Genomic DNA, 24,579 nt, shown 5'->3' on the forward strand with positions numbered 1-24,579 from the left:
GGAGTCAATAATGGATCGTTGTTACAGTCATGATCTGTCCTTATCGCATTGAATTTACAAATTGCTTATAGTTTTGTTATTAAGCTGCATTGTAAGCAATACTTAGAAAATACTTTATTTTTTCTAAAAACATCATGAATTTGCAGGATATTGCTGAATAATGTTAGCGATTGCTGAAAAAAGTCGAAAATAATTGTTTTGAAACGTGCATCACGCCTTATAATGCTGTACAATATAAGGGATGATCTAGTTATTAGTTAGTTATGATTGATCTTTACTATCCTATTATGATGAGAAAGCGAGTGAATTTTATAATGGAAAAAACATTCAAAATCGTTGACGAAGATGGTATCCACGCACGCCCAGCAACAGCATTGGTAACAGCTGCTAACAAATTTGCTTCTACAGAATCTTTTGCAGAAGCTAAAGGTAAAAAAGTAACTTTGAAATCAATCCTTGGAGTATTGTCTCTAGGTCTTGAGCAAGGTGACGTTATCGTTCTTTCTACACAAGGTGCAGAAGAAGATGCAGCATTGAAAGCTTTGACTGACGTTATGGTGAACGAAGGGCTAGGCGAAATCAATGGCTAATATTTTGGGAATCGCGGCGTCTTCGGGCATCGCCATTGCCAAAGCATTCCGTCTAGAACATCCTGAATACGAGATTACCAAACGCTCGATTAGTGATACAGATGCGGAATTGGCTAAACTTGATGCAGCTTTGGAAATTTCCAAAACTGAACTCGAGGCGATCAAAGAACGTACGTTACAAGAAATGGGCGCTAAAAAAGCAGAGATTTTCGAATCACATTTGTTGATTCTAAATGATCCTGAATTGATTAGCCCTGTAAAAGATAAAATCGCTACAGAAATGGTGAATGCTGAGTTTGCATTGAATGAAGTTGCAGCTCAATTTGTAACCATGTTTGAAAATATGAAGAGCACTTATCTTCAAGAACGTGCTGCTGATATGAGAGATGTTAGCAAGCGTGTCTTGAATCACTTGATGGGTGTTAACTTCCAAAGTCCAGCTGAGATCCGTGAAGAAGTCGTTATTATTGCAGAAGATTTGACGCCTTCGGATACCGCTCAATTGGATCGTAATTTTGTTAAAGGCTTCACTACAAATATTGGCGGACGTACTTCTCACTCCGCAATTATGGCTCGCTCGTTGGAAATTCCAGCAGTAGTCGGTACAAAAGAAGTCATGGAAGTTATTCAAAATGGGGATATCGTTATCGTTGATGGTCTTGAAGGTAATGTTATTGTTAACCCTGATGAAGCAACTCTTGCTGAGTACCGTGCTAAAGGCGCAGCTTATGAAGCTCAAGTTACTGAATGGCGCAAATTGCGTGATGAAGTAACGGTATCTAAAGACGGAGTACATGTTGAATTGGCTGCTAATATCGGTACGCCAAACGATGTGGCTGGTGTATTGGATAATGGCGGCGAAGGCGTAGGTCTATACCGTACAGAATTCTTATACATGGGTCGCGATGAATTGCCTTCTGAAGATGTGCAATTTAACGCGTACAAAACGGTTTTGGAAAAAATGGCAGGTAAACCGGTTGTTGTTCGTACACTAGATATTGGTGGCGACAAAGAACTACCTTACCTTGTTCTTCCAAAAGAAATGAATCCATTCCTTGGATTCCGTGCAATTCGTCTTTGTCTAGATCGTCAAGACATTTTCCGTACACAACTACGTGCATTGCTTAGAGCAAGTGTATATGGCGACCTACGTATTATGTTCCCGATGATCGCTACATTGATGGAATTCCGCGAAGCAAAAGCAGTATTAGTAGAGGAAAAAGAAAAACTGGTTGCTGAAGGTGTTGCTGTTTCTGACAACATTCAACTTGGCATCATGGTGGAAATTCCTTCTACAGCAGTACTGGCTGACCAATTTGCTAAAGAAGTGGACTTCTTCAGTATCGGTACTAACGATTTGATCCAATACACAATGGCAGCGGATCGTATGAATGAACGGGTATCTTACCTGTATCAACCATACAACCCATCTATCTTGCGTTTGGTTAAAATGGTTATCGATGCAGCTCATAAAGAAGGTAAATGGACAGGCATGTGTGGTGAGATGGCTGGCGATGCTACAGCAATTCCATTGCTACTCGGTCTAGGTCTGGATGAGTTCAGTATGAGTGCAAGCTCTATTCTTCCAGCACGTAGCCAACTAGCTAAATTGTCTAAAGCAGACATGCAAGAATTAGCTGCTAAAGCTTTGGATATGCAAACAGCTGAGCAAGTGGTTGAACTGGTACAAGCGATCCACGCTTAATTTTTCTTCCGTTACACGCTTGATATGATGAGCGTTAATAAGTTTTCCCAACATTTACTTTTAGCTGGTTTCTCTTTACAGAGAAATCAGCTTTTTTTGTTGTTATTATTTCTAATATTGTAGAATACTTATAAATAAAGTAAAAAAAGTTAATTGGATTTCCTCTAACTTCCGAAGTAACTGTTATATCTATATTTATAACTGATTACGATAGGGGAAAAAGAAAATGACAATGAACCGGAAAAAGAAATTTAAAACGCTCTCTGTTCAATTTAAAATTATTTTACCTATCATGTTAGTTGTAGGTACTATTATTTGTTCTATGGTCTATTATATTTTTCTACAAGTTCACGATGAAACAGATGCCCAAGGTATTGCTATGGCAAAGATTATCCGAATTGGAGCAGAATTAGCAAGTAACAATCCTAATTCGGGAATAGAAGCGTATCTAAAAGAACTTCATCAACAATTAGGCAATGAACTTCTGTTTTCAGCAATTTTAAATAAAGACACATCACCTGTATATACGACTGATAATGATTATATGGGCACAACGACATTGCAAACATTTGTAAAAGCAAATCAAGATAGTAAAGAATGGGTACTCCAAGATACAACCTATAAGAGCGAAGCCGCCAATCTTTTGGCAACTACATTATCTAATGGGCAAATTCTAGTTTTAATTACTTCCGAAAATGTATTGCATACCATCCGTAATGTTACACTTGTTGTAGTAACCATAAGTATGGTATTGCTTTTAGTATGTATTTACTGGATTGTATATAGACAATTTGAGACATTACGTACATTAGAAAAAATGATGTCTACTATTAGCGAAGGACAGGGCGATCTTACTCAACGTTTAGTCGTTAAAAGTGAAGATGAGATTGGACGAGTAGCGAATTCATTTAACCAATTTATCGAAAAAATACAGTCTATTATAGCGCAAGTTCAACAGACAGCAACAGCAACTTCTGTCCATACCAAAAATGTGTATGATACGTCTATTCATAATATGACAGTTTCTAAAGAAATTGATTATGCTATACAAGCGATTACCAAAGCTACAGCAAGTCAGTACGATGAAATCGAACAGGGAACTATTTCTATTCGTAAGATAGCTACTGTAATTGAGAATACAGATCAACATGCACAGCATCTGGAAAAACTAAGTACATTGATTGGTCAACGTCAACAATCTGGTGAACAAGCAGTTATTTATTTGCAAAATCATATGCAATCATTTGCAAGCTTGTCTGATCAAGTCTCTGTCAATTTAAATCATTTGATTACAGAAGTGAATGGTATTGTTAACATGTCTGTTCTTATTCAAGAGATTTCTAAACAGACAGGATTATTAGCACTTAATGCTTCTATAGAGGCTGCTCGCGCAGGAGAACATGGTAAAGGATTTGCTGTAGTAGCTTCTGAAATTGGCAAATTGTCAGATCAGTCCAAAGAAGCAACTACTCAAATACAAGATATTTTGAATCGTATTATTTCTTCTACTACGCTAACCAAAGAAGTGATGAATGCTTCGCAGATTGCTTTAAATGATCAATCACAAAGTGTTGATAATACAAGCGGTGCTTTTATAGAAATTGGTCAATCCATTCAAGAAATGAACAGTCTTATTGTAAGCATGAAGGATATGACGACTCAATTGAATATTAGCAAAGAACATATTATCGACTTTATTCAATCTGCTTCAACGACTACAGAAGAAACAGCTGCTGGCTCACAGGAAGTACTTGCCAGTGTAGAAAATCAAATCAAAATGTCACAACAAGTAACAGACAATATAGGATTACTAACTGAAAATATTAAAGAGTTAAACGTTATGGTTGATCGCTTTAAAGTATAAATAATTAGTTAATGGACTCAAAATAGTAGATGGATAGAGACTTATATGGATAATTAAGTTAGAAAAATGAGTATATCAATGATTATTCATCTTATAAAAAAATCATCCCATCGACTTGATCAGAATAGAAAAGTCGGTGGGATGATTGGTATGTTGCTATTTAATTACAAGCACAGTTTAATACTGGCTTACGAGCAGCTGTTGTTTCGTCCAAGCGTCTTACTGCTGTTCCATAAGGAGCATTTAGTAACAATTCTGGATTGTCTTTCGCTTCACCAGCGATCTGAATCATGGTATCAATAAAAGCATCCAGTGTTTCTTTGCTTTCTGTTTCTGTAGGTTCGATCATAATACATTCTTCTACATTTAGCGGGAAGTAAACTGTAGGCGGATGGTACCCGAAATCAAGCAATCGTTTGGCAACATCCAGTGTACGAATACCATACTGCTTGAGCCCTTTACCAGACATCACGAATTCATGCTTACATACGCTTGTATATGGCATTTCATAATGATCTTTAAGACGGTGCATCATATAGTTCGCATTCAGAACAGCACATTCAGACACTCGGCGCAGACCTTCAGGTCCATAGCTACGAATATACGTATACGCACGTACAAGAATACCAAAGTTACCATAGTATGCTTTGACACGACCGATCGAGTCAGGAGAACCACTACGTAAAGTAAAGGTACCGTCTTCTAATTTTTCAACAACCGGTTCAGGTAAGAAAGGAAGCAATCTGCTTTTCACACCGACAGGACCTGCACCCGGGCCACCGCCACCATGCGGTGTACTCATTGTTTTGTGTAAGTTCAAATGAACCACATCAAAGCCCATATCACCCGGACGTGTAATCCCCATAATCGCATTGGAGTTAGCACCATCATAGTACAATAATCCACCAGCTTCATGAACAATCTGAGCCACTTCACTGATTTGCTTTTCAAAAAGACCCAGTGTATTCGGGTTCGTTAACATGAGAGCAGCCGTATCTGATCCAACTGCCGCACGAAGGGCATCCAGATCGACTAGACCTTCTGGAGTTGAAGGAATCGTGATCGTTTGGAAACCAGCTACTGTTGCACTTGCAGGATTCGTACCGTGAGAAGAATCGGGTACGATAACTTTGGTACGGTGTTCACCACGTTTTTCATGATACGCACGAATCATCATTAGACCTGTCCATTCTCCATGAGCACCGGCAGCAGGTTGAAGAGTGACGGCATCCATGCCTGTTAGAGCAGCAAGGTCATTTTGCAAAGTATGCATCAGTTCCAGTGCCCCTTGAATACTTTGTTGTGGTTGATAAGGATGAATCTTCGCAAACCCTGCATAACGAGCTACATCTTCATTGACTTTAGGATTGTATTTCATCGTACAAGAACCCAGCGGATAGAAGCCATTATCTACGCCAAAGTTACGACGGGACAATTCTGTATAATGACGAATTACATCGACTTCGTACACTTCAGGTAAAGCAGGTTCTTCTTTACGAAGCATTTCTTGTGGAATCAATTGAGAGACTTCGACACGAGGAACATCGCAATCCGGTAAAGAATAACCGATTCGACCCGGTTGACTCAATTCAAAAATCAAAGCTTTTTCAGTAACAACAGCGCCTTGTACAGAAGTAACGGTCTCATGGACTACAGTTTCGTTTGTCATAGGATTGCCTCCAGTTCAGTTGCCAATAGATCTATCTCTGCTTTGGTACGTTTCTCTGTGACTGCGAACAAGATATGACCGGACAATTCAGGATAAGATAGGCTTAGATCATAACCACCAATCATGCCTTTAGCTAACAGTTGAGTATTAACATCAGCGACTGAAGTGCCTTCTGGTAAAGCCAGTACAAATTCATTGAAAAAAGGAGATTGGAATGCTAATTTGACATTAGGGATAGAAGATAAAGTTTGAGCAGCATAATGAGCTTTTTGCACATTCAGATCAGCTACATCCACCATACCTTGTCTACCCATGACAGATAGATATACCGATGCACACAGCGCAAGCAATGCCTGATTGGAACAAATATTTGATGTCGCTTTGTCACGACGGATATGTTGCTCACGAGTCTGCAACGTCAATACAAAACCACGTTTACCATCAATATCTTTGGTCTGACCTACGATTCGTCCGGGCATACGACGCATAAGCGGTTGAGCCACAGCGAAGAATCCACAAGTTGGCCCACCAAGCGACATCGAAATGCCAAGCGGCTGTGCATCACCAACAACGATATCAGCTCCAAGTTTACCAGGAGATTCGAGTAGTCCCAGTGAAATAGGATTCGTACTCACTACCAATAAAGCACCTTTGGCATGAGCAAGATCGGCAACTGCTTGAATCGCTTCAATACCACCGAAAAAGTTAGGGGATTGGACAAGTACAACAGCGGTCTGCTCATCAATCGCTTCAGTGAGCACCCCAATATCTGTGACTCCATCGCCATAAGGCACTTCAACTACATCCAGATTAAGACCACGAGCATAACTACGAACGACTCCGCGTGATTCAGGATGGATCGTAGAAAGAGCAATAATCTTTTTGCGTCCTGTAGCTGATGCTGCAAGGGAAGCTGCTTCGGCAAGTGCTGTTGCGCCATCATACATACTTGCATTGGCTACAGCCATTCCTGTCAGTTCACAGATATAGGACTGAAATTCAAAGATCGCTTGTAATTCACCTTGACTGATCTCTGGTTGATATGGAGTATACGCTGTATAAAATTCAGAACGAGAAATTACATGATTAATCACAGATGGCAAATGGTGATCATACAATCCTGCACCCAGAAAGCTAGTGTACCGATCTGTATCTGCATTTTGCCCTGCAAGACTAGACATATGACGAGTCAGTGTATATTCATCCAGCATTTCAGACATAGGCATAGTGCCTTGATAACGAAGGGATGCCGGAATATCTGTAAATAAATCCTCTATCGAAGAAGCACCAACAACCTCTAACATCTCTGCTTCATTCTGTGGGGTCATTGGAATATAACGATGCGATTTCATAAAGGTAGACTCCTTTGGGGCAACATATCAGTCGCCTTGTAATTTTATTTAGTGACAGAAGATGCTCGTTTGTAGAAAGGTGCCTTCACCACTTCAGCTTTGAGCATTTTACCGCGAATCTCAAGTTCTATCGGTGTTCCTAGAGCAGCACTGTCAGCTTCAATTAAAGCAAGTCCAAGATTACGCTTAAGTGTAGGAGATTGAGTTCCTGTCGTCACTTCGCCGATTTGTCGACCGTTCTGGTAGACAGGATAGTGTGGGCGAGGAATACCACGGTCGATCATTTCTACACCCACTAATTTACGAGACAATCCTTTTTCTTTTTGCGCGACTAGAGCCTCTTTGCCTGTGAAATGTTCTTTGTCTAACTTTACAAAATAGCCAAGTCCCGCTTCGAGTGGAGAAATATCTGCTGACAGCTCTTGACCATACAGAGGAAGACGAGCTTCAAAGCGAAGCGTATCCCGTGCACCCAGTCCACAAGGAATCAAGCCAAGCGGTTCACCTGCTTGCAATAGCTTTTCCCAGATGAGAGGAGCATCTGTTGCAGATACATATAGTTCATAACCATCTTCACCGGTGTAACCTGTACGAGAGATGAGCGCATGAACACCAAAAATCTCAGCTTTTTCGATAAAAGAAAATCCTGCCAGTTCAGCATAACGATCGCTTTGTGTAGCCGCTTGTAAAATAGCAACCGCTTGAGGACCTTGTAAAGCAATTAAAGCGGTTTGTTCTGAAATGTTCTCAAGAGTGACATTGGCAGGCAAAGACTGCTTCATCCAATCGATATCTTTATCAATATTCGAGGCATTGATCACGAGCATATAATGTTCTTCGCCCAGACGATATACCAGTAGATCATCGACTACACCACCTGTTGGATAGCACATTAATGTATATTGGGCTTGTCCATCTTGCAAGCGAGAAGCATCGTTAGTTAATAATTGTTGCAAATAGGCAAGGGAACCTTCACCTGAAATGATCACTTCACCCATATGAGAAACATCAAATAATCCAGCTTGTTCACGAACCGCTTCATGTTCTTTTTGAATTCCTGTAAATTGAACAGGCAATTCCCAACCGCCAAAATCGATACAGCGTGGGGAACCGGATTGAGCATAAAGAGGAAAAATCGGCGTACGCTTCAGTTCTGTTGTCATGATCGTCACCTCATCGAATTAGTTTGTAGCGAAAAATCGCATATATCATTTTTTGTGAAAAAAGAATAAAATCATCCGAAAAAGCTCAACAAAAAAGACAGAGAGAAAAGGAAATAAGCAGGTACTATACCTGAAATATTTCTTTTTCTCCCTGTCCTTGATACCTGAGAGTTACCTTGTGCTCAATAGCTTATAAGCAACAAGTTTCCCCTTGGGTGATTGGTTGTTATCATTCGGATATTCGTCGGTGACCGAATGATGCCAATTCTCTCCAGAGCTGCGTCCGGTACAGGTCCCTTTTACCTGAGAGATTCACCATTACTGGCTTACTCCTTCGGCGCTGTCATGGTTCTGAACAGTCTCTCCCTGTACTTTCATTCGCTACATATGATGTTATGTATTTCCGAACATTAAGTATTGAAACAGTGATGAATGTATGTATATTATATTAATACTTGATTCAAAAAGCAATGTCAAGAGTATTGACAGTATAATCTGCCTTGCTATACGCTTGTGTGCATGAAGACATTACAACCATGAACCGGAGGAATGAAAAATGAGTGAGATTAAAGATCAATTGCTGTATAGTGCAGAACATGAATGGGTAGAGCGTATTAGTGATGATACGGTTCGTATCGGTATTACTGATTTTGCTCAACATCAGCTAGGAGATATCGTATTTGTTGAATTGCCACAAGCAGGTGCAGAAGTTGCTTCTGAAGCTGTGATCGGCACGATTGAATCGGTCAAAACAGTATCTGATCTTTTTAGCCCGGTGACAGGTACGATCACTAATTTTAATCCTGAATTGGAAACAGAACCTGAACTGGTGAACTCTGATCCTTACGGACGTGGCTGGATGGTTGAAGTTAAAGTCAGTGGTGACCTAGATAGTGCATTATCAAGCCTTTTGAGTGCAGAAGCTTATGCTGAACACGCCCAAGACTAACTCATACACTGTAAATCTATACAAAAGAAGGATATAAAATCTATTTATATGTATTGTAACAAGAACAAGACTGAAAACCTAGATGGGGATCAGTCTTTTTTTGTTATGTATATTTTTGATACAGGTAATTAAAGTGCACAATAACGACATTCTTTTTTATTTTAGGTTGGAGGAATCTGCATAATACGATAGAATGATTAAATAAAGCAAAAATAGAATTTTTTTACATAGATCTAATAATGAATGTACACTGCGACATGTACAACATACCTATTTTATTGATGATTACCTCTGGAGGGGAGATTGTTGTCTAAATATCTATATCGTTTATTTCTGATTATGGTGATATTGGGATCGTTACCTGTACTGGTAATCGGGATATTTTCTTATACGTTGGCGGCAGGTGATGTCGAGCAGAAAGTGCAAGACGGTAATGCACAATTATTAAATGAAACTCAATTACGTGTAGATCAAGTACTCAAAACATTGCAGTTGTCTGCTGTACAATATGTCAATTCGCCGTTTGTTACGGAAACGATGAAGCAACCTTTGCAATCGGGAGACTTTGAAAAAATACGTAATTTGACGACCGGATTTAATAATTTGCAAACGATTACATCGCTAGATCAAATACGTTTAATTAACTTTGAGCATAACTGGGTAGTCTCAGGAACATCATTCAGTCAAGTATCTGATGCAGAAGATCAAAGTGTGCTTCGATCATACCGACACAATCGAAATAGCATGTTCTGGGTAACCGATACTTCAATAGCGAATAACGGATATACGTCAAATATAGATATGATCTCAGAAGACGAATTGGACTCAGGATCGCCTGAAAAGGAAACAAAAGTAACCAGTATGGTGTTCAAAATTCCACTATTACCTTCGACCGGTGAACCACGCGGATTGTTAGTCTTGGATATTGCCAATGATGAAATTGATAATTGGGTCACCAGCAGTACACGTTTGGGACAAATATATGTGTTTGATCAATACCAACAAGAATTTCTAGATAACGGTCAGAGTACACAATATCCTGGATTACAAAATGAAGTGTTTGCTCATGTTCATCAAGGGGAACGTCAAGGATTTTTTAATTGGAAAAGTGAAGGTGAAGAAGTGGGAGTGACTTATTCTTCATCGACACTGAACGGATGGGTATATGTGTCTGTCGTATCTATAGGACAGATTACGTCCCAGACAAGAAAAATAGCAGTATTAACGATTAGTGTCTGTGTAGCGATGTTATTGTTAACTGCACTATTGGCTTTTCTCAGCAGTCGTCGTATGTATTCTCCTGTGTCTAAATTAATGCAGTTATTAGGTGCCAGTGACTCTGTAGATTATACTGGACGGCTCAAGGCAGAAGAGCCATCCACAGATACAGGGTATAGACGATTATGGTTAGGTCACCGAAAAGGATTAGCCGGAGATCAACATAAGCCAGTGAAAAGACGAGATGAATTTGCTTATATTGGAGAACAAGTGGAGCGGATGCGCTTAACAGGGCGTGAGTTGGAAGAGCAGATTCGGGAACAGGTTCCGCAATTGCGAGAATTATCAGTGATTAAGTTGATCAGCGGGCAGATTCCTGCTAATGAATTTGAACGTCGCCGTCTGATCTATGGATTTCCTGAATCGGTTCGTTCTATGGCGGTATTGGTATTACAGATCGATACGGTACAAGGAACACGGTATGAAGAAACCGATCGAGAACTGTTACTGTTTGCTATTAATAATATGGTGTCTGAATTGATTTCGGTAGAACATCGCTTTAGTCCGGTATTGATCGAACAATCTCAAGTTAGTATTCTGGTCGAACCCGCAGATAATGAAGATGCTACTTCGTGGTATCACAGTCAAGCAGAGCGTGTACGTACTCAAATTCAAGACTATTTATCGTTGTCAGTCAGTATCGGGATCAGCCGTCCATTCGAACATTATCAAGGAGCACCTGATGCCTATGGAGAAGGACTAGAAGCACTCAAGCAACGAATGAGTCTGGGCAACAAATTGATTATTCATTTTGAAGATATTGATCATAGTACGCCTATGGAAGTAGCAGTCTATACTCAGCTCAAACAGTTAGAAGATCGTATTATCCAATCGCTGCAAAATGGAGATTATGAGCAGACTCCACTGTATTTCGATGAATATATTCGTCATGTGATGGACAAAGAAATACATTTCCGCGATTATCCAGTATTGCTAACCCAATTGGCTGCTCGTGTATATGAGATGGTACAGCAAAAAGGTGGAACTGTTAATGGAGTCTTAGGTAAAAAAGCATCGCTGCATCGCTTGCTTGAACTACAGACGGTAGAAGAAATCAGGTACTGGTTCACTCATGCACTATTTGAGCCGTTACAGCAATTTTTACAAAGCCAATCGGAGTCACAGTATATCAATATTGCCGATCAGATGATTCAGATTATCCAACAGCGATATGAACAAGATTTGTCATTGGAAATGTGTGCAGAACAACTTAACTTTCATCCGGTGTATTTAAGTCGTGTTTTTAAAAAAGAAACAGGTATTAAGTTTAGTGATTATGTAGCTGAATATCGAATGAATCAAGCGAAAAAATGGTTAGAAACAACCGATTGGCGAATTGCAGATATCGCAGAAAAATTAAGCTACAGTAACACGACAGCCTTTATCCGTATTTTTCGTAAAATAGTGGGAACGACTCCTGGTAAATATCGTGAAGAACATCGCAGTCGGAAGTTGATTTGAGTAAATACGAGTTGAATTCAGCATATATAGAGGTTGAAAAAAGGTTACTGTGTTCCCCAAAAAAGAAGCTAAAACCCTGATACAGTAAGGATTAGCTTCTTTTTTTACATATAAAGCTAAAATTGGATGATAGCCTGTTATTCTTCTGGAAGCGACAATAAGTCTATACAAATGTTAACGCTTTCAAGGAGGGTGAAGGATGGAAGCCAAATCGGTCAAATCATCTACACGGATACGTACAAAGGAACGTCAGGCGAACATGTCATGGAAAGAATTTTACAAAAATCGTTGGTTGTACATTATGTTGTTGCCGGGAATTATTTATTTTGTCGTCTTTAAATATGTACCAATGTACGGAATTGTGATGGCGTTTCAAGATTATGTTCCTTACCGAGGAATCTGGGAAAGCAATTGGGTAGGATTCAAGCATTTTGAACGCTTTTTTAGTGAACCGCAATTTTGGATGTTATTTCGCAATACGCTGATCTTGGCACTGTACAATATTATCTTCTTTTTTCCTTTACCCATTATTGTATCGTTGATGCTTAATGAAGTGGTGACGGAACGATTTAAACGGTTCGTCCAAACGTTAATCTATGTACCGCATTTTGTCTCATGGGTTGTCGTTGTTGGTGTATTTTATATGATCTTTACCACAGAAGGCGGTATTTTAAACGAATTGATCTTTGCGATTACCGGACAAAAAATAGCATTTTTATTAGAACCCGGTTGGTTCCGCACGATGATTATTTCACAATCAATATGGAAAGAAGTCGGTTGGGGAACGATTATTTTTCTAGCGGCTTTGTCAGGTGTAGATACTCAGTTATATGAAGCTGCCCGGATGGATGGAGCAAGTCGTTGGAGACAGTTATGGCATATCACATTACCGGCGATTCGCAGTACGATTATTATTTTACTTATTTTGCGTCTGGGAACGTTTTTGGATACCGGATTCGAACAGATTTTCTTAATGCTGACTTCTACAAACCGTGATGTAGGGGAAGTGTTCGATACTTATGTGTACGTCAAAGGGATGACTCAAGCCCAATACAGTTACAGTGCCGCTGTGGGACTATTCAAATCTGTGATCGGTTTGCTACTGGTTGTCGGTGCTAATCAATTAGCCAAAAAATGCGGAGAAGAAGGCATTTATTAATGTATCTATCGTCCGAAAGGAGACCACATGATGAAACAAGATCGTACATTAGGAAATCGGTTATTTGATTATACCAATCATACCTTGTTGTTATTGTTAGGTATTGTAACGGTATTACCTTTTATCTATATCACTGCTGTATCGTTTACCAGCCCAGCCGAAGTTGCTAAAGGAGGATTTATTCTTTTTCCCAAAGAATTCTCTCTTGCCGCTTATCGCTATATCTTCTCAACGTCTACACTGCTGAACAGTCTATGGGTATCAATCTATATTACGGTACTCGGTACACTGATTAACTTGCTACTGACGACATTGATGGCATACCCGTTATCTCGTCCTTATTTGCGAGGCAGAAAATACATCATGCTCGGTGTACTGTTCACCATGTTATTCAGTGGCGGAATGATTCCTACGTACTTTGTAGTCAATTCACTACATTTAACAGATACATTATGGTCGCTGATGATTCCCGGAGCGATTAGCGCTTTCAACTTAATTGTACTCAAAAACTTTTTCCAACAGATTCCGGACGGACTGGAAGATGCCGCCAAGATTGATGGATGTAACGACGTATCGATCCTTTTCCGTATCGTCTTACCACTATCTTTACCAGCAATGGCAACCTTTGCACTGTTCTACTCTGTAGCTCACTGGAATAGCTTCTTCAGCGCTATTCTATATATCAACGACAGCGACAAATGGCCTGTCCAAGTGTGGCTACGCGAAATCGTTATTCTCGCCCAAAGTCGAATCGGAGACACCAGTATCGAAGAAGCCGATATCCAACCACTCACGATCCGAATGGCAGTAATCGTCTTCTCCACACTACCGATCTTAATGGTCTACCCATTCCTACAAAAACACTTTGCCAAAGGCGCACTCCTAGGCTCAGTCAAAGGCTAATATATTAATGATCCAATACATCTTAATTGCGTATTTAAAAATAACTTAAATAAGTTTGTGAATAGAAATCCCAAGTTACAACTATCCCAACACATCCATAATCAAAAACCACATTCAATGCATTTCGATCCACTATTATTTGTATAAACCATTACAATCAATACTTTATCTAGAAAATGATTAACTCCAATAATATCTGAACTCCAAATGCTCAAAACAAACAATCTCACTCATATCCAAAACCAATATCCAAATCCTTAAATCTCTAAATGTCTAAATGTCTAAATCTCTAAATCTTTCCTGCTACCCCCACCCAATGGTGCTGGGCGAAGGGGGAGATGGATTCTGAAAGTCGCATTTAAGACTCGGATATCGACCGTTTAGCGGTCAATCAAGATATCCGATCTTACCAGCGACGGCAAGAACCATCTCCCCCGAAGCCCTTCACCCCACCCCATCAATGAAAGGAGTTATCAACACATGAAAAAACAAACAGCAACATTAATGTGCCTCATACTAGCCACATCAACCGTACTCAGTGCATGTGGAAGCAAAGGCTCTCAAGGAGCTTCTGTCGATGATACAATCACTATGGCAATTTCACAAATCGGGGATATTCCTTCCGCAGGCAATCAAGTGCAACAAGAAATCGAAAAGTACACCGGCAAAAAAATAGATGTACAGTGGATACCGAACTCCGCTTATGATGACAAAATCAATGTCATGATCGCTTCAGGAGATATGCCTGATATTTTGAAAGTAAACTACACACCTGCGGTCACCAATGCGATGCGTAATGATGTGTTCTGGGAAGTTGGCCCTTATCTCAAAGATTATCCTAACTTGGCTGCACAAGCCGATGTGTTTTACGATAACGTCAAAGTAGATGGCAAAATTTACGGGGTACCTCGCTTTTCCGATATTGCCCGTGCGACATTGATCTATCGCTCGGATTGGTTCAAAAAGCTGAAGCTAGATGTACCGAAAAGCACAGAAGACTGGTACAACAATGTGAAAGCGTTAACATTAGATGATCCAGATGATAATGGCAAAAAAGATACGTATGGCATGATGTTGTTCAAAAAATATAATGAAGGCGAATATTCATTTACCACGCGTCTTGCTGTTAGTCTGGGTGCACCGAATAAGTGGAAAGTCGAAGAAGATGGTTCATTTACGCCAGAATTTATGACAACAGAATATAAAGGTGTAATGGATCTACTGAAGCGTCTGTATGATGAGCAATTGATCAATCAAGATTTTGCTGTATTTGATTCGACTGAAGCAGACAAGAAATTCGATTCCGGTCTAACCGGTATGAAGATCGCTGTAGCACAAACGGCTAAAAGTCAGCTTGAACGATTACAAGAAAATGTACCTGATGCAGAGATTGATCTTGCCAAGTTAGAAGGGCCAGACGGTTATCGTGTACCTGCACAGTCGGGTAATGCAGGCATTCTTGTATTCCCCAAAGTGTCTGTACCTACAGAAGAAGACCTCAAAGCACTTCTTTCTTTTTTGGATAAATTAATGGACCCTGAAATGTCTACATTGTTATTACGTGGAGTCGATGGCAAGCATTATAAAAAGTTGGACGATGGACGTGTAGAGATGACAGACTTTGCTGCTTTTCAGCGTGAAGTGAAGCCTTATCGTGATAATCTGCCATTGGTAGAAGGCTATAACGTACCCGCGCAAAAAGATACCAAGATTGGTGAAAAAGGAGTAGCGATGGCGAAAGAAATCACGCAGTATGCTGTTCCTAATCCAGCATTGACATTGTATTCACCGACATATGAAGAACGTGGTGGTGATCTAGATCAATTGATTAATGATGCACAGACCAAATATATTATGGGCAAAATCGATGAGAACGGTTGGCAACAACAAGTGGAACTATGGAAAACATCAGGTGGCGCTAAAGTGATGCAAGAATACGCAAGCTCTTACAAAGAACAGCAACAACAAAAGTAAAGCCAATCATGATTTTTATCCCACTATATTCAGGAGGATACCAAAATGAAATTTGTGGTCAAACAAAGTGCATGCTGGACACTGACAGCAATATTGGCTTTCGGATTAACAGGTTGTGGCAATAGCGATCAAGGCGCTGCCACAGCAGACTCTTCAACAGTACGTATTTCGCTTATGCAAGTCGGTGATATTCCCAAAACTGGAAATGATATCGAGACAGGATTGGAAAAACATATCGGCAAAGATTTGGATATTCAATGGATTCCAAGCTCTGCTTTTAACGATAAAGTCAACGTGATGATCGCTTCAGGCAATTTACCTCATATTATGAGATTGAATTATATTCCGACAACAGTGGGTGCGATTCGTTCAGATCAATTTTGGGAGATAGGACCGTATCTTAAAGACTATCCGAATCTAAGCGCTCAAGATCCTGAGTATTATAGCAACATCACAGTAGATGGCAAATTGTATGGAATCCCTAATTTCCGCGATATTGGACGGGCTGCAATCGTGTATCGAAAAGACTGGTTTGATACATTGAAATTAGGTGTCCCAAAAAGTGTAGACGATTGGTACAATGCCGCCAAAGCGATAGCGACTCAAGATCCTGATGGCAACGGTAAAAACGATACCTATGCTTTTCCATTATTCAAAACGTATACCGAAGGTTCTCAAGCTCCATTGACCCGTATTGCAGTCAGTCTAGGCGGAGTCAATCGCTGGGGAGTAGATAAAAGTGGTAAATTTACGCCTGAATTTATCACACCGCAATATACCGAGGTATTACAAATGATGCATCGTCTATATGCAGAAAAATTAATCAATGCCGATTTCCCATCACTGGATTCAACAGAAGCTGATAAAATGATGGCATCCGGTAGAATAGGGATGAAATTGAACGGCGTAGCTACTAACGGCAAAAGTACACAACAGTTGCTGACAGCTGCTGTACCGGATGGCGTAGTGGATATTTCTCCATTTATAGGACCCGAAGGTATTCGGATAGCCGGTGAACCCGGTAACTTTGGATTTCTGGCTTTTCCCAAAGCGACTGTACAAGATGAAGCTCAATTGAAAGATCTGTTAAGTACACTCAATAAATTAATGGACGAACCGACAAGTACATTACAATTACGTGGAATCGAAAATAAACATTATAAAAAAACAGCAGATGGTAAAACCGAATTTATCGATTTTGACGGATACCAACGGGATGTGAAGCCATACCGTGATAATTTACTGAATATCGAAGGGTATAATGTGCCTGAATTAATCGACACTGAACTGGGAACTAAAGGTGTGAAATTATCGAAAGATGATCGCAAATATGCAGTCTCCAACCCGGCGTATAATCTGGTATCTGATATCTATACCGAACGTGGGCAAGAATTAGATCAGATGATCAGTGATGCACAGACCAAGTACATTATGGGTGAATTAGATGATGCTGGCTGGCAACAAGCGATTACAAGTTGGCGTACAGCAGGAGGAGATCAACTGATCAAAGAGTATGAAGAAGCATATGCCAAGTTGAACAAGTAAATGATTAAATCAATGAATAGTTAGCGATAACGAAATATTTATCGAAACTATGCAATAGGATAGATACCAAAAAACTGTAATTACTTCTTGTTCTATTCTGATACTACAGAGTAGGCAATGAGGTGTGATTACAGTTTTTTTGATATGTCATCTCCATGTTTCGACGCTTTTACCGATCAATACATGCGTAGAAATAGATGGACTGGTTTATTAACAAGAAAAGAATGACTTACAGGAGGAACATCATGAGTACAAAACGTGTATTGATTACAGGCGCCAATTCCGGTATGGGACTTGCTTCTACTATCGAATTAGCGAAGCGTGGTTATGAAGTGATTATGGGCTGTCGTAACGAAGAACGCGGACAACAAGCGCTACAAGAAGCACGTGAACAGAGTGGTTCTGATCGAATTAGTCTCATGAAATGTGATCTAGGTTCTCTTAAACATATTCGAGAGTTTGCCGAAGAATTCAACCAAAAATATGATCGTTTGGATGTACTGCTTAACAATGCAGGGGTGGTGAATTTAAAGCGTCAGGAGACTGAAGATGGATTTGAAATGAGTATTGGTGTGAATCATCTAGGGCATTTTTTGCTGACTCATTTACTGTTGGATGCACTTCAAGCTTCTCCGCAAGGACGAATTGTTGTGGTTAGTTCAGGCGCTTACAAAATCGGTAAAATTCATTGGGATGATCCACATTTACATCATGGATATACTGTTATCAAATCGTATGCTCAATCCAAGCTTGCGAATATCTTTTTTACACGTGTTATGGCTGAAAAGTTAAAAGGCACAAATGTAACGATCAATTGCCTGCATCCTGGTGCAGTGGCTACGAATATTGGAGTCGATCGAGATACTGGATTCGGCAAGCGTATTTTGGCAGGAGTAGCGCATCTTCCTTTTTTCCAGACGCCAGAGCAAGGTGCCGAGACTGCTATTTTTCTAGTGGATGATGAGACTGTCGCTCAACATTCGGGTGCTTATTATTATCGTAAACAGAATCATAAGCTGAAGTCCAAAGCCCTTGATGAAGCAGAAGCGCTTCGTTTTTGGGAATGGAGTAAAGAGCAGATAGGCTGGCAAGATTAATAAGAATGATCATTTTAAAATGATGTCATTTGTTGTGCAATCTATCTTACATCATGATGGATCTACTGTTACAATAGAAGCATCTGGTATCCAGTAGGATCAGAATAAACATAGAAAGGATGATGATATAGAATGAGTAATGAATATCCGCCAAATCCGAATGGAGTTCAGCAGAATCCGTATCAAGCTCCGCCTCAAGAGCAACAGGGAGGAATGCCACCCTATCCACCTTATATGCAACCGCCTTTACAAGGGTTAGGTGGCTGGTTAGCTTGTTTTCAGGTGTATATGTATTATGTACTTATTGCTTTCTTTTTCACGATTCCTAGTTACATATTTTTAATGTGGATGCACAATAATCCAGAAGAGTTTGAATCAGCAATGCCCGGAATGACTAATCAGTTGTTTGCGATTTATGGTGAACGTTTTACATTGGTGATGATCATAGGAATTATACTTGCTTCGATCTCTTTGGTCTGGATGCTTGTTAATTTAATTTTCTTTTACCAACGTAAAAAATTCTTGCCACGTTTGATGATTGCTTATTTCATTTTTGAGTTAGCAGGTACAGTCGTTACTATGCTTATCATACCTGATGTAGGTGTATTTACTACATTTAGTACGATTTTGGGAGTCGCTCTTGCTGTAGCTTGGATTTTCTACTTTATGCGTTCTGTACGTGTTAAAAACACATTTGTGCGTTAATCTTCTTTAATTAATACATCTAATCTTAATTTTTGCGTTTTTACAAGGAGGCAGACTTTATGAGTGATCCGCATTTACCGTACACTATAGAAATAGCCAGACAAGAAGATTTACCTGCTATTGTCGATATCTATAATTCTTCAATCCCTGCAAGGCTAGCTACCGCAGACACAGAACCTGTGACTGTAGAAAGCCGTCAAGCGTGGTTCGATGAGCATGTTCCAGATCGTCGTCCCCTGTGGGTCTTGTGGCAAGAAGGTCAGATTGCAGGCTGGGCAAGTTTACAGACCTTTTATGGACGACCTGCTTATAATGGAACAGTGGAGCTAAGTGTATATGTGCATAATGATTATCAAGGCAAAGGGATAGGGAGCAAATTAGTATCTTATGCGATTGAGCAAGCCCCATCATTGCATATCCATACATTGCTTGGATTTGTTTTTGCTCATAATGATCCAAGTCTAAAATTATTGCGTAAGTTTGGATTTGAAGATTGGGGACATTTGCCACGTGTAGCTATTTTGGATGATGTAGAACGTCATTTAGCGATTGTGGGCAAACGCATAGAATCCAAGTAAAATAAGCTACATATTTAACTTCATACTTGCAACCTCACACCTGATAATCCGTCTAAAGATTATCAGGTGTTTTTTCATTATGGTGTCGATTACACTGGGATAGAGTATGCATCTGATAAGATCGGTAGGTTGCTCAAAGATAAAGTTGACGTTAATATGTATGAGGAACCATAACTATAGAGAAATGGCTATTCCAGCATATGCCAACAGGAAATAGCTTGTGAAAGGAAGCCAATCAATGATTATATTAAAATCGCCTCAAGAAATAGAAGCAATGAGAACAGCTAGTCAAATCGTAGCTGATTGTCATCGTGAGCTTGCCAAGCTTATTCAACCCGGCATTACCACGATGGAAATTAATGAATTTGTCAAAAAACATATCACCAAACTAGGTGGTAAGCAGTTTACCAATGGATATAATGGTTTTGAATATGAGACCTGTGCATCTGTGAATGACGTTATTGCTCATGGATTTCCGAGTCGTATTCCTTTAAAAGAAGGCGATATTGCCAAAATCGATATCGTTGCTGAATATGATGGTTGGCTTGGTGATTCCGCATGGTGTTATGCCGTAGGTAACATCTCACCAGAAGCTGAAAAATTAATGCGAGTCACTAAAGAATGTCTGTATATCGGGATAGAACATGCTATCGTAGGCAATCGTCTAGGAGATGCAATGGCACCTCTTCAACATCATGCAGAGAGCAATGGCTTCCATGTGGTACGTGATCTGTTAGGGCACGGAATAGGGCGTGAACTTCACGAGGAACCGAACTTTACACATACAGGTAAGCCCGGCAAAGGCACACGTCTTAAAGAAGGTATGGTCTTTACGATCGAACCGATGATTAATGAAAGTACGTACCGGATGACGATTGATGCAGATGGTTGGACAGCACGTACCGCAGATGGTGGATGGTCTGCTCAGTATGAACATACAATAGCGATCACAGCGGATGGACCGATTATTTTGACTGCTCAGTAATCGTTTTAGATTCGTCTGAGTTTCTTTTGAATAAGGATCAGGTAGCAGTGCTTAGCAAGTGAATCATCAACAGCTGTTACCTGATCATTAATCCTAATTAATAATTTAATTTTGATATATGGTTATGATTTTTATTCAAAAGCAAGCATTTGAGGTAAATAATAGGCAATATTATATCCAAATTAACCTTCGCTTTCCCAAAGATACAATCGCTATCGGATAAATAATAATAGTCGGTATGATATTCATTAACTATTTGTGCTAACGATTGCACTCTTGAATATTACAAAAACCCCCATCAAATAGGACTAAAGTTCCATTAAACCTTCAAGAATTCGACAAAATATCCGATACTATTATTATAAGCAATTGTAAATAAATACTAGACTTGTTAGTAACCCTTGACGGTATGGAAATGAATATGAACATTCGTGCTCATAGTTAACCTAAAATATGGTGGTGAATATAATGTTAGATAAAATGAATCATTCCTTAATACGAAATTTAGATGTAGCTGCTGACTACTTTTACGATATAGATGATCTTGGACTACAATATACGCCTCAGTACAGTATATTCAAACTTTGGGCACCAGATGCTGTCCAGATGGATCTTATGTTATATCAAGATATGGGTGTGTACGATGACGAAGGTCTAGTGCATGATCATACGTATGGTAAAGCGTATCCAATGAAATCCGAAGAAGGCGGCGTATGGCAATGTGAGCAACACGGTGATCTTGCAGGTCAGTATTATATGTACCGTGCTACATTTGCTGACGGTTCTGTCCAATATGCAGTAGATCCTTATGCTCGGGCTGTTTCTCCGAATGGACAACGGACAGCTATTATTGATCTTCAGACGACCAATCCAGAAGGTTGGGAAAATGATGTAAAGCCACGTATGTCCAGTGTGACTGATGCCGTGATCTACGAACTGCATGTGCGTGACTTCTCCATTGATGAATCTTCGCAAATGAAACATAAAGGTCAATATCTAGCTTTTACTGAAAAAGGTCTACAAGACGAGCATGGCAATCAGATCGGTATCGATCATCTTAAAGAACTAGGTATAACCCATGTTCATTTATTACCGATTGCTGATTTCCATACCGTCAATGAATTAAAAGTAAATGATCCTGATTCTACTCAGATGAAATACAATTGGGGATACGATCCTCAGCATTATAATGTACCTGAAGGCGCATATGCGACTGATCCTGCGGATCCGACTTCACGTATTCGTGAATTTAAACGTTTGGTACAAGCTTTACATGCAGAAGGTCTACGTGTAGTCATGGATGTCGTGTATAACCATACGTATTCTGTAGATGATGGACCTTTTGATCGTTTGGTTCCGGGCTACTTTTACCGTACAGATGAAAAAGGTCAATTGACTAACGGTTCTGGTGTAGGTAACGAGATTGCAACAGAACGTCCAATGGTACGCAAATATATCAAAGATTCTTTGCGCTACTGGGCTAATGAATATCATTTGGATGGATTCCGATTTGACTTGATGGGCTTAATTGATACCGATACCGTGACTCAATTGACTCAAGAATTACGTCGTGATGTCGATCCTTGTATATTGATCTATGGTGAGCCATGGACAGGTGGATGGTCTCTTCTTCCACAACAGACGCTGAAAGGCGCACAACGTGGTAAAGGATTTGCTGTATTTAACGATAATTTCCGTGAAGCGATTAAAGGCGATAGCGATGGGGATACACAGGGTTTTGCAACAGGAGCATTTGATGTTGAAGGCGATGTTGTCAAAGGAATCTATGGCGCAATTGGTGATTTTACAGATCATCCTAGTGAAACGGTCAATTATGTAACTGCTCATGATAACTTAAATCTGTGGGATAAGCTTGTACGTACCTACGGACAAGATGATGCTCTTTCTTTCTTACACATGGATAATGGACAGTTAGCAGATGGACGTAGCGTAGAACAAGCGGTAGAAGCCGCAGAACCTTATAAATACATTGATCCTGAATATGTGTTGTCTAATGAATGGGTTCGTCGTTCAATCTTGGCAAACGGGATTGTGTTAACCAGCCAAGGCATTCCATTTATCCATGCTGGCGATGAAATGTTACGTACCAAATTTGGCGATCATAACAGTTATCGTAGCCCGGATGTGATCAATGGATTACGCTGGGAAAATAAACATCATTTCCGTCCTGTATTTGATTATTATCAAGGTCTGATTCAATTAAGACGTTCTCATCCCGCATTCCGTATGGATCAACGAGAAGATGTTGAAAAACATCTAAAAGTATTGCGTAGTGACAAGCAGATTGTTGCTTTCCAACTTGGTGAATATGCTCATGGTGATAAATGGAATCGAATCGTTGTAATCTATAATGCGAGCACTCATGATCAGAATGTGGCTTTGCCATTATCAGCAAGCCCATGGCAAGTGGTTGTTAACGAGAATCAAGCAGGTATACATCCATTAGCTAGTGTGGTCGGTCAAGAAGTGATCGTTCCACCATTATCAATGATGGTGCTGTACGATGAAGAAGATCAATATATCCCTGTAGCAGCTAGTCTAGAATGGGATTATACTCCAAGCATTATGGAACCCGGCGAAAAGTTACAGATCAAAGTTACTCCACGCGATCAACGAGGTCGTATTTTTGAAGCAGAATCTGTACAGTTCCACTCTTCGAATGAGCAAAACGTTATTGTGCGTGAAAATGGACAAATAATTGCTTTAAACGAAGGAGATAGTACAATCTGTGCTTCTTGTGGTAGCGTGAAAAGTACACTGTTATTACATGTAGAAACGCTAGTACCGCATATGATTCATTTGCAAGGGGAACATCAAGTCTATGGCGGAAAACGTATTCCGTTGAAGGCTGAAGTTCTGGATCAATACAGTCGCCCCATTGCTCGTCCAAAAGTGCAATGGGATTCAAGCGACAAACGGATTATCCGTGTGAATAAAGATGGATTGGTACGTGGGATTCGCCCGGGTACAGCCAAAATTACCGCTTCTTGTGGTAAAGCAACAGCCCAATGGTTAGTAGAAGTACTGCCTTATGTTCCTCGTAGTATTGAAGTGGAATATGAGCGTCCTAATCAAGATTATAAAGGTTGGAATCTATGGGTATGGGGACCAATCTTAGGTCACAGACAAGTCGATTTTGAACGGATTGAAGACGGTAGAGCCGTTGCAAAAATTGTGGTTGCTCCTGAAGAAACCAGTGTTGGATTTATTATCCGTCTCAAAGACTGGCAAGCCAAAGATGTAGATACAGATCGCTATATTTTCGTTAATACTCATCAAGATGCGATTAAAGTATTAATCAAAAGTGGCGATCCACAATTTGAAGTAGAACCTGTGATGTAATCATTCAAAATAGCTACTTCTTTAGAAATAAAGAGTAGCTATTTTTGCTATTTTTGATAATAAATTAGGTTTATAACGAGTAATTATGGAAATGAGAGACCGTTCCTGATAAAATCATAACCAACAAACGTTTGGCATAGCGAAAAATATGGCGATGGAAGTAAAGGATAAGGAATAACGAACACCTAAAATAGATAGAAGGAGGAACTCGTTGATGGCGATTTATGGAATAGCGGACG

Annotated in this window: 17 protein-coding genes and 1 riboswitch; of the genes, 14 read left to right on the plus strand and 3 right to left on the minus strand. The window is 39.9% G+C overall.

Annotated features, from left to right (window positions below; all coding sequences use genetic code 11):
- The first annotated feature begins 314 nt into the window (after positions 1-314).
- The 3 genes from PaeCFBP13512_RS12065 (at position 315) to PaeCFBP13512_RS12075 (ending at position 4,159) form a co-directional block, all read left to right on the plus strand.
- A complete protein-coding gene (locus tag PaeCFBP13512_RS12065; protein WP_069329214.1) occupies positions 315-590 on the plus strand; it encodes an HPr family phosphocarrier protein in 276 nt (91 codons plus the stop codon).
- A complete protein-coding gene (gene ptsP, locus PaeCFBP13512_RS12070; protein WP_069329215.1) occupies positions 583-2,295 on the plus strand; it encodes a phosphoenolpyruvate--protein phosphotransferase in 1,713 nt (570 codons plus the stop codon). The genes PaeCFBP13512_RS12065 and ptsP overlap by 8 nt, the downstream gene beginning before the upstream one ends.
- A gap of 226 nt (positions 2,296-2,521) precedes the next feature.
- Positions 2,522-4,159: a methyl-accepting chemotaxis protein gene (locus PaeCFBP13512_RS12075; RefSeq protein WP_137223328.1), complete on the plus strand. Its 1,638-nt coding sequence runs from the start codon at positions 2,522-2,524 to the stop codon at positions 4,157-4,159.
- 160 nt (positions 4,160-4,319) lie between these two features.
- On the opposite strand, the gene gcvPB is transcribed toward PaeCFBP13512_RS12075, so the two are convergent.
- Genes gcvPB through gcvT form a run of 3 tightly spaced genes read right to left on the minus strand, consistent with a single transcriptional unit; the run spans position 4,320 to position 8,343 of the window.
- The gene (gcvPB, locus tag PaeCFBP13512_RS12080) at positions 4,320-5,828 is read right to left on the minus strand and encodes an aminomethyl-transferring glycine dehydrogenase subunit GcvPB (protein ID WP_069329217.1); all 1,509 of its coding nucleotides are present in this window, start codon (positions 5,826-5,828) and stop codon (positions 4,320-4,322) included.
- On the minus strand, positions 5,825-7,180 hold the full coding sequence (gene gcvPA / locus PaeCFBP13512_RS12085) for an aminomethyl-transferring glycine dehydrogenase subunit GcvPA (RefSeq protein WP_069329218.1): 1,356 nt from the start codon (positions 7,178-7,180) through the stop codon (positions 5,825-5,827). Before gcvPA ends, gcvPB begins: the two co-directional genes overlap by 4 nt.
- 44 nt (positions 7,181-7,224) lie before the next feature.
- Positions 7,225-8,343 carry a glycine cleavage system aminomethyltransferase GcvT gene (gene gcvT / locus PaeCFBP13512_RS12090; protein ID WP_069329219.1) on the minus strand — a complete coding sequence of 373 codons (1,119 nt, stop codon included), beginning with the start codon at positions 8,341-8,343 and terminating at the stop codon, positions 7,225-7,227.
- Positions 8,344-8,623: 280 nt separating this feature from the next.
- Positions 8,624-8,721: riboswitch (glycine riboswitch) on the minus strand.
- A gap of 178 nt (positions 8,722-8,899) precedes the next feature.
- Here gcvT and gcvH point away from each other — a divergent pair.
- The 11 genes from gcvH to pulA all read left to right on the plus strand — a co-directional run bounded on the left by gcvH (position 8,900) and on the right by pulA (position 24,340).
- Positions 8,900-9,292, plus strand: a complete 393-nt coding sequence (gene gcvH, locus PaeCFBP13512_RS12095) for a glycine cleavage system protein GcvH (RefSeq protein WP_069329220.1) — start codon at positions 8,900-8,902, stop codon at positions 9,290-9,292.
- 306 nt (positions 9,293-9,598) lie between these two features.
- Positions 9,599-12,031 (plus strand): helix-turn-helix domain-containing protein, encoded by a 2,433-nt coding sequence (locus PaeCFBP13512_RS12100; protein ID WP_137223330.1) that lies wholly within the window; start codon positions 9,599-9,601, stop codon positions 12,029-12,031.
- A 259-nt stretch (positions 12,032-12,290) separates the two neighbouring features.
- A complete protein-coding gene (locus PaeCFBP13512_RS12105) occupies positions 12,291-13,190 on the plus strand; it encodes an ABC transporter permease (protein WP_241669368.1) in 900 nt (299 codons plus the stop codon).
- A 30-nt stretch (positions 13,191-13,220) separates the two neighbouring features.
- Complete coding sequence (locus tag PaeCFBP13512_RS12110) at positions 13,221-14,093, plus strand: carbohydrate ABC transporter permease (RefSeq protein WP_069329223.1); 873 nt, start codon at positions 13,221-13,223, stop codon at positions 14,091-14,093.
- A gap of 480 nt (positions 14,094-14,573) precedes the next feature.
- Positions 14,574-16,067 (plus strand): extracellular solute-binding protein, encoded by a 1,494-nt coding sequence (locus PaeCFBP13512_RS12115; protein WP_137223332.1) that lies wholly within the window; start codon positions 14,574-14,576, stop codon positions 16,065-16,067.
- A gap of 45 nt (positions 16,068-16,112) precedes the next feature.
- The gene (locus PaeCFBP13512_RS12120) at positions 16,113-17,612 is read left to right on the plus strand and encodes an extracellular solute-binding protein (RefSeq protein WP_137223334.1); all 1,500 of its coding nucleotides are present in this window, start codon (positions 16,113-16,115) and stop codon (positions 17,610-17,612) included.
- A gap of 245 nt (positions 17,613-17,857) precedes the next feature.
- The gene (locus tag PaeCFBP13512_RS12125) at positions 17,858-18,709 is read left to right on the plus strand and encodes an SDR family oxidoreductase (protein WP_137223336.1); all 852 of its coding nucleotides are present in this window, start codon (positions 17,858-17,860) and stop codon (positions 18,707-18,709) included.
- Positions 18,710-18,841: 132 nt separating this feature from the next.
- Positions 18,842-19,414 (plus strand): DUF2569 family protein, encoded by a 573-nt coding sequence (locus PaeCFBP13512_RS12130; protein ID WP_069329227.1) that lies wholly within the window; start codon positions 18,842-18,844, stop codon positions 19,412-19,414.
- A gap of 59 nt (positions 19,415-19,473) precedes the next feature.
- The gene (locus tag PaeCFBP13512_RS12135) at positions 19,474-19,992 is read left to right on the plus strand and encodes a GNAT family N-acetyltransferase (protein WP_137223338.1); all 519 of its coding nucleotides are present in this window, start codon (positions 19,474-19,476) and stop codon (positions 19,990-19,992) included.
- Between the two features lie 238 nt (positions 19,993-20,230).
- Positions 20,231-20,977: a type I methionyl aminopeptidase gene (gene map / locus PaeCFBP13512_RS12140; RefSeq protein ID WP_137223340.1), complete on the plus strand. Its 747-nt coding sequence runs from the start codon at positions 20,231-20,233 to the stop codon at positions 20,975-20,977.
- A 480-nt stretch (positions 20,978-21,457) separates the two neighbouring features.
- Complete coding sequence (gene pulA, locus PaeCFBP13512_RS12145; RefSeq protein ID WP_241669361.1) at positions 21,458-24,340, plus strand: type I pullulanase; 2,883 nt, start codon at positions 21,458-21,460, stop codon at positions 24,338-24,340.
- Positions 24,341-24,579 lie beyond the last annotated feature (239 nt).

The sequence above is a fragment of the Paenibacillus sp. CFBP13512 genome, from assembly GCF_005233705.1.
Lineage (GTDB): Bacteria > Bacillota > Bacilli > Paenibacillales > Paenibacillaceae > Saccharibacillus > Saccharibacillus nuruki.

What these genes read in the sequence shown, in the direction of transcription:
- PaeCFBP13512_RS12065 (WP_069329214.1), top strand. Translation starts at nt 315, where the DNA reads ATGGAAAAAACATTCAAAATCGTTGACGAAGATGGTATCCACGCACGC.
- PaeCFBP13512_RS12105 (WP_241669368.1), top strand. Translation starts at nt 12,291, where the DNA reads ATGTCATGGAAAGAATTTTACAAAAATCGTTGGTTGTACATTATGTTG.
- PaeCFBP13512_RS12135 (WP_137223338.1), top strand. Translation starts at nt 19,474, where the DNA reads ATGAGTGATCCGCATTTACCGTACACTATAGAAATAGCCAGACAAGAA.
- gcvH (WP_069329220.1), top strand. Translation starts at nt 8,900, where the DNA reads ATGAGTGAGATTAAAGATCAATTGCTGTATAGTGCAGAACATGAATGG.
- PaeCFBP13512_RS12130 (WP_069329227.1), top strand. Translation starts at nt 18,842, where the DNA reads ATGAGTAATGAATATCCGCCAAATCCGAATGGAGTTCAGCAGAATCCG.
- map (WP_137223340.1), top strand. Translation starts at nt 20,231, where the DNA reads ATGATTATATTAAAATCGCCTCAAGAAATAGAAGCAATGAGAACAGCT.
- ptsP (WP_069329215.1), top strand. Translation starts at nt 583, where the DNA reads ATGGCTAATATTTTGGGAATCGCGGCGTCTTCGGGCATCGCCATTGCC.
- PaeCFBP13512_RS12075 (WP_137223328.1), top strand. Translation starts at nt 2,522, where the DNA reads ATGACAATGAACCGGAAAAAGAAATTTAAAACGCTCTCTGTTCAATTT.
- pulA (WP_241669361.1), top strand. Translation starts at nt 21,458, where the DNA reads ATGAATCATTCCTTAATACGAAATTTAGATGTAGCTGCTGACTACTTT.
- gcvT (WP_069329219.1), bottom strand. Translation starts at nt 8,343, where the DNA reads ATGACAACAGAACTGAAGCGTACGCCGATTTTTCCTCTTTATGCTCAA.
- gcvPB (WP_069329217.1), bottom strand. Translation starts at nt 5,828, where the DNA reads ATGACAAACGAAACTGTAGTCCATGAGACCGTTACTTCTGTACAAGGC.
- gcvPA (WP_069329218.1), bottom strand. Translation starts at nt 7,180, where the DNA reads ATGAAATCGCATCGTTATATTCCAATGACCCCACAGAATGAAGCAGAG.
- PaeCFBP13512_RS12120 (WP_137223334.1), top strand. Translation starts at nt 16,113, where the DNA reads ATGAAATTTGTGGTCAAACAAAGTGCATGCTGGACACTGACAGCAATA.
- PaeCFBP13512_RS12115 (WP_137223332.1), top strand. Translation starts at nt 14,574, where the DNA reads ATGAAAAAACAAACAGCAACATTAATGTGCCTCATACTAGCCACATCA.
- PaeCFBP13512_RS12125 (WP_137223336.1), top strand. Translation starts at nt 17,858, where the DNA reads ATGAGTACAAAACGTGTATTGATTACAGGCGCCAATTCCGGTATGGGA.
- PaeCFBP13512_RS12110 (WP_069329223.1), top strand. Translation starts at nt 13,221, where the DNA reads ATGAAACAAGATCGTACATTAGGAAATCGGTTATTTGATTATACCAAT.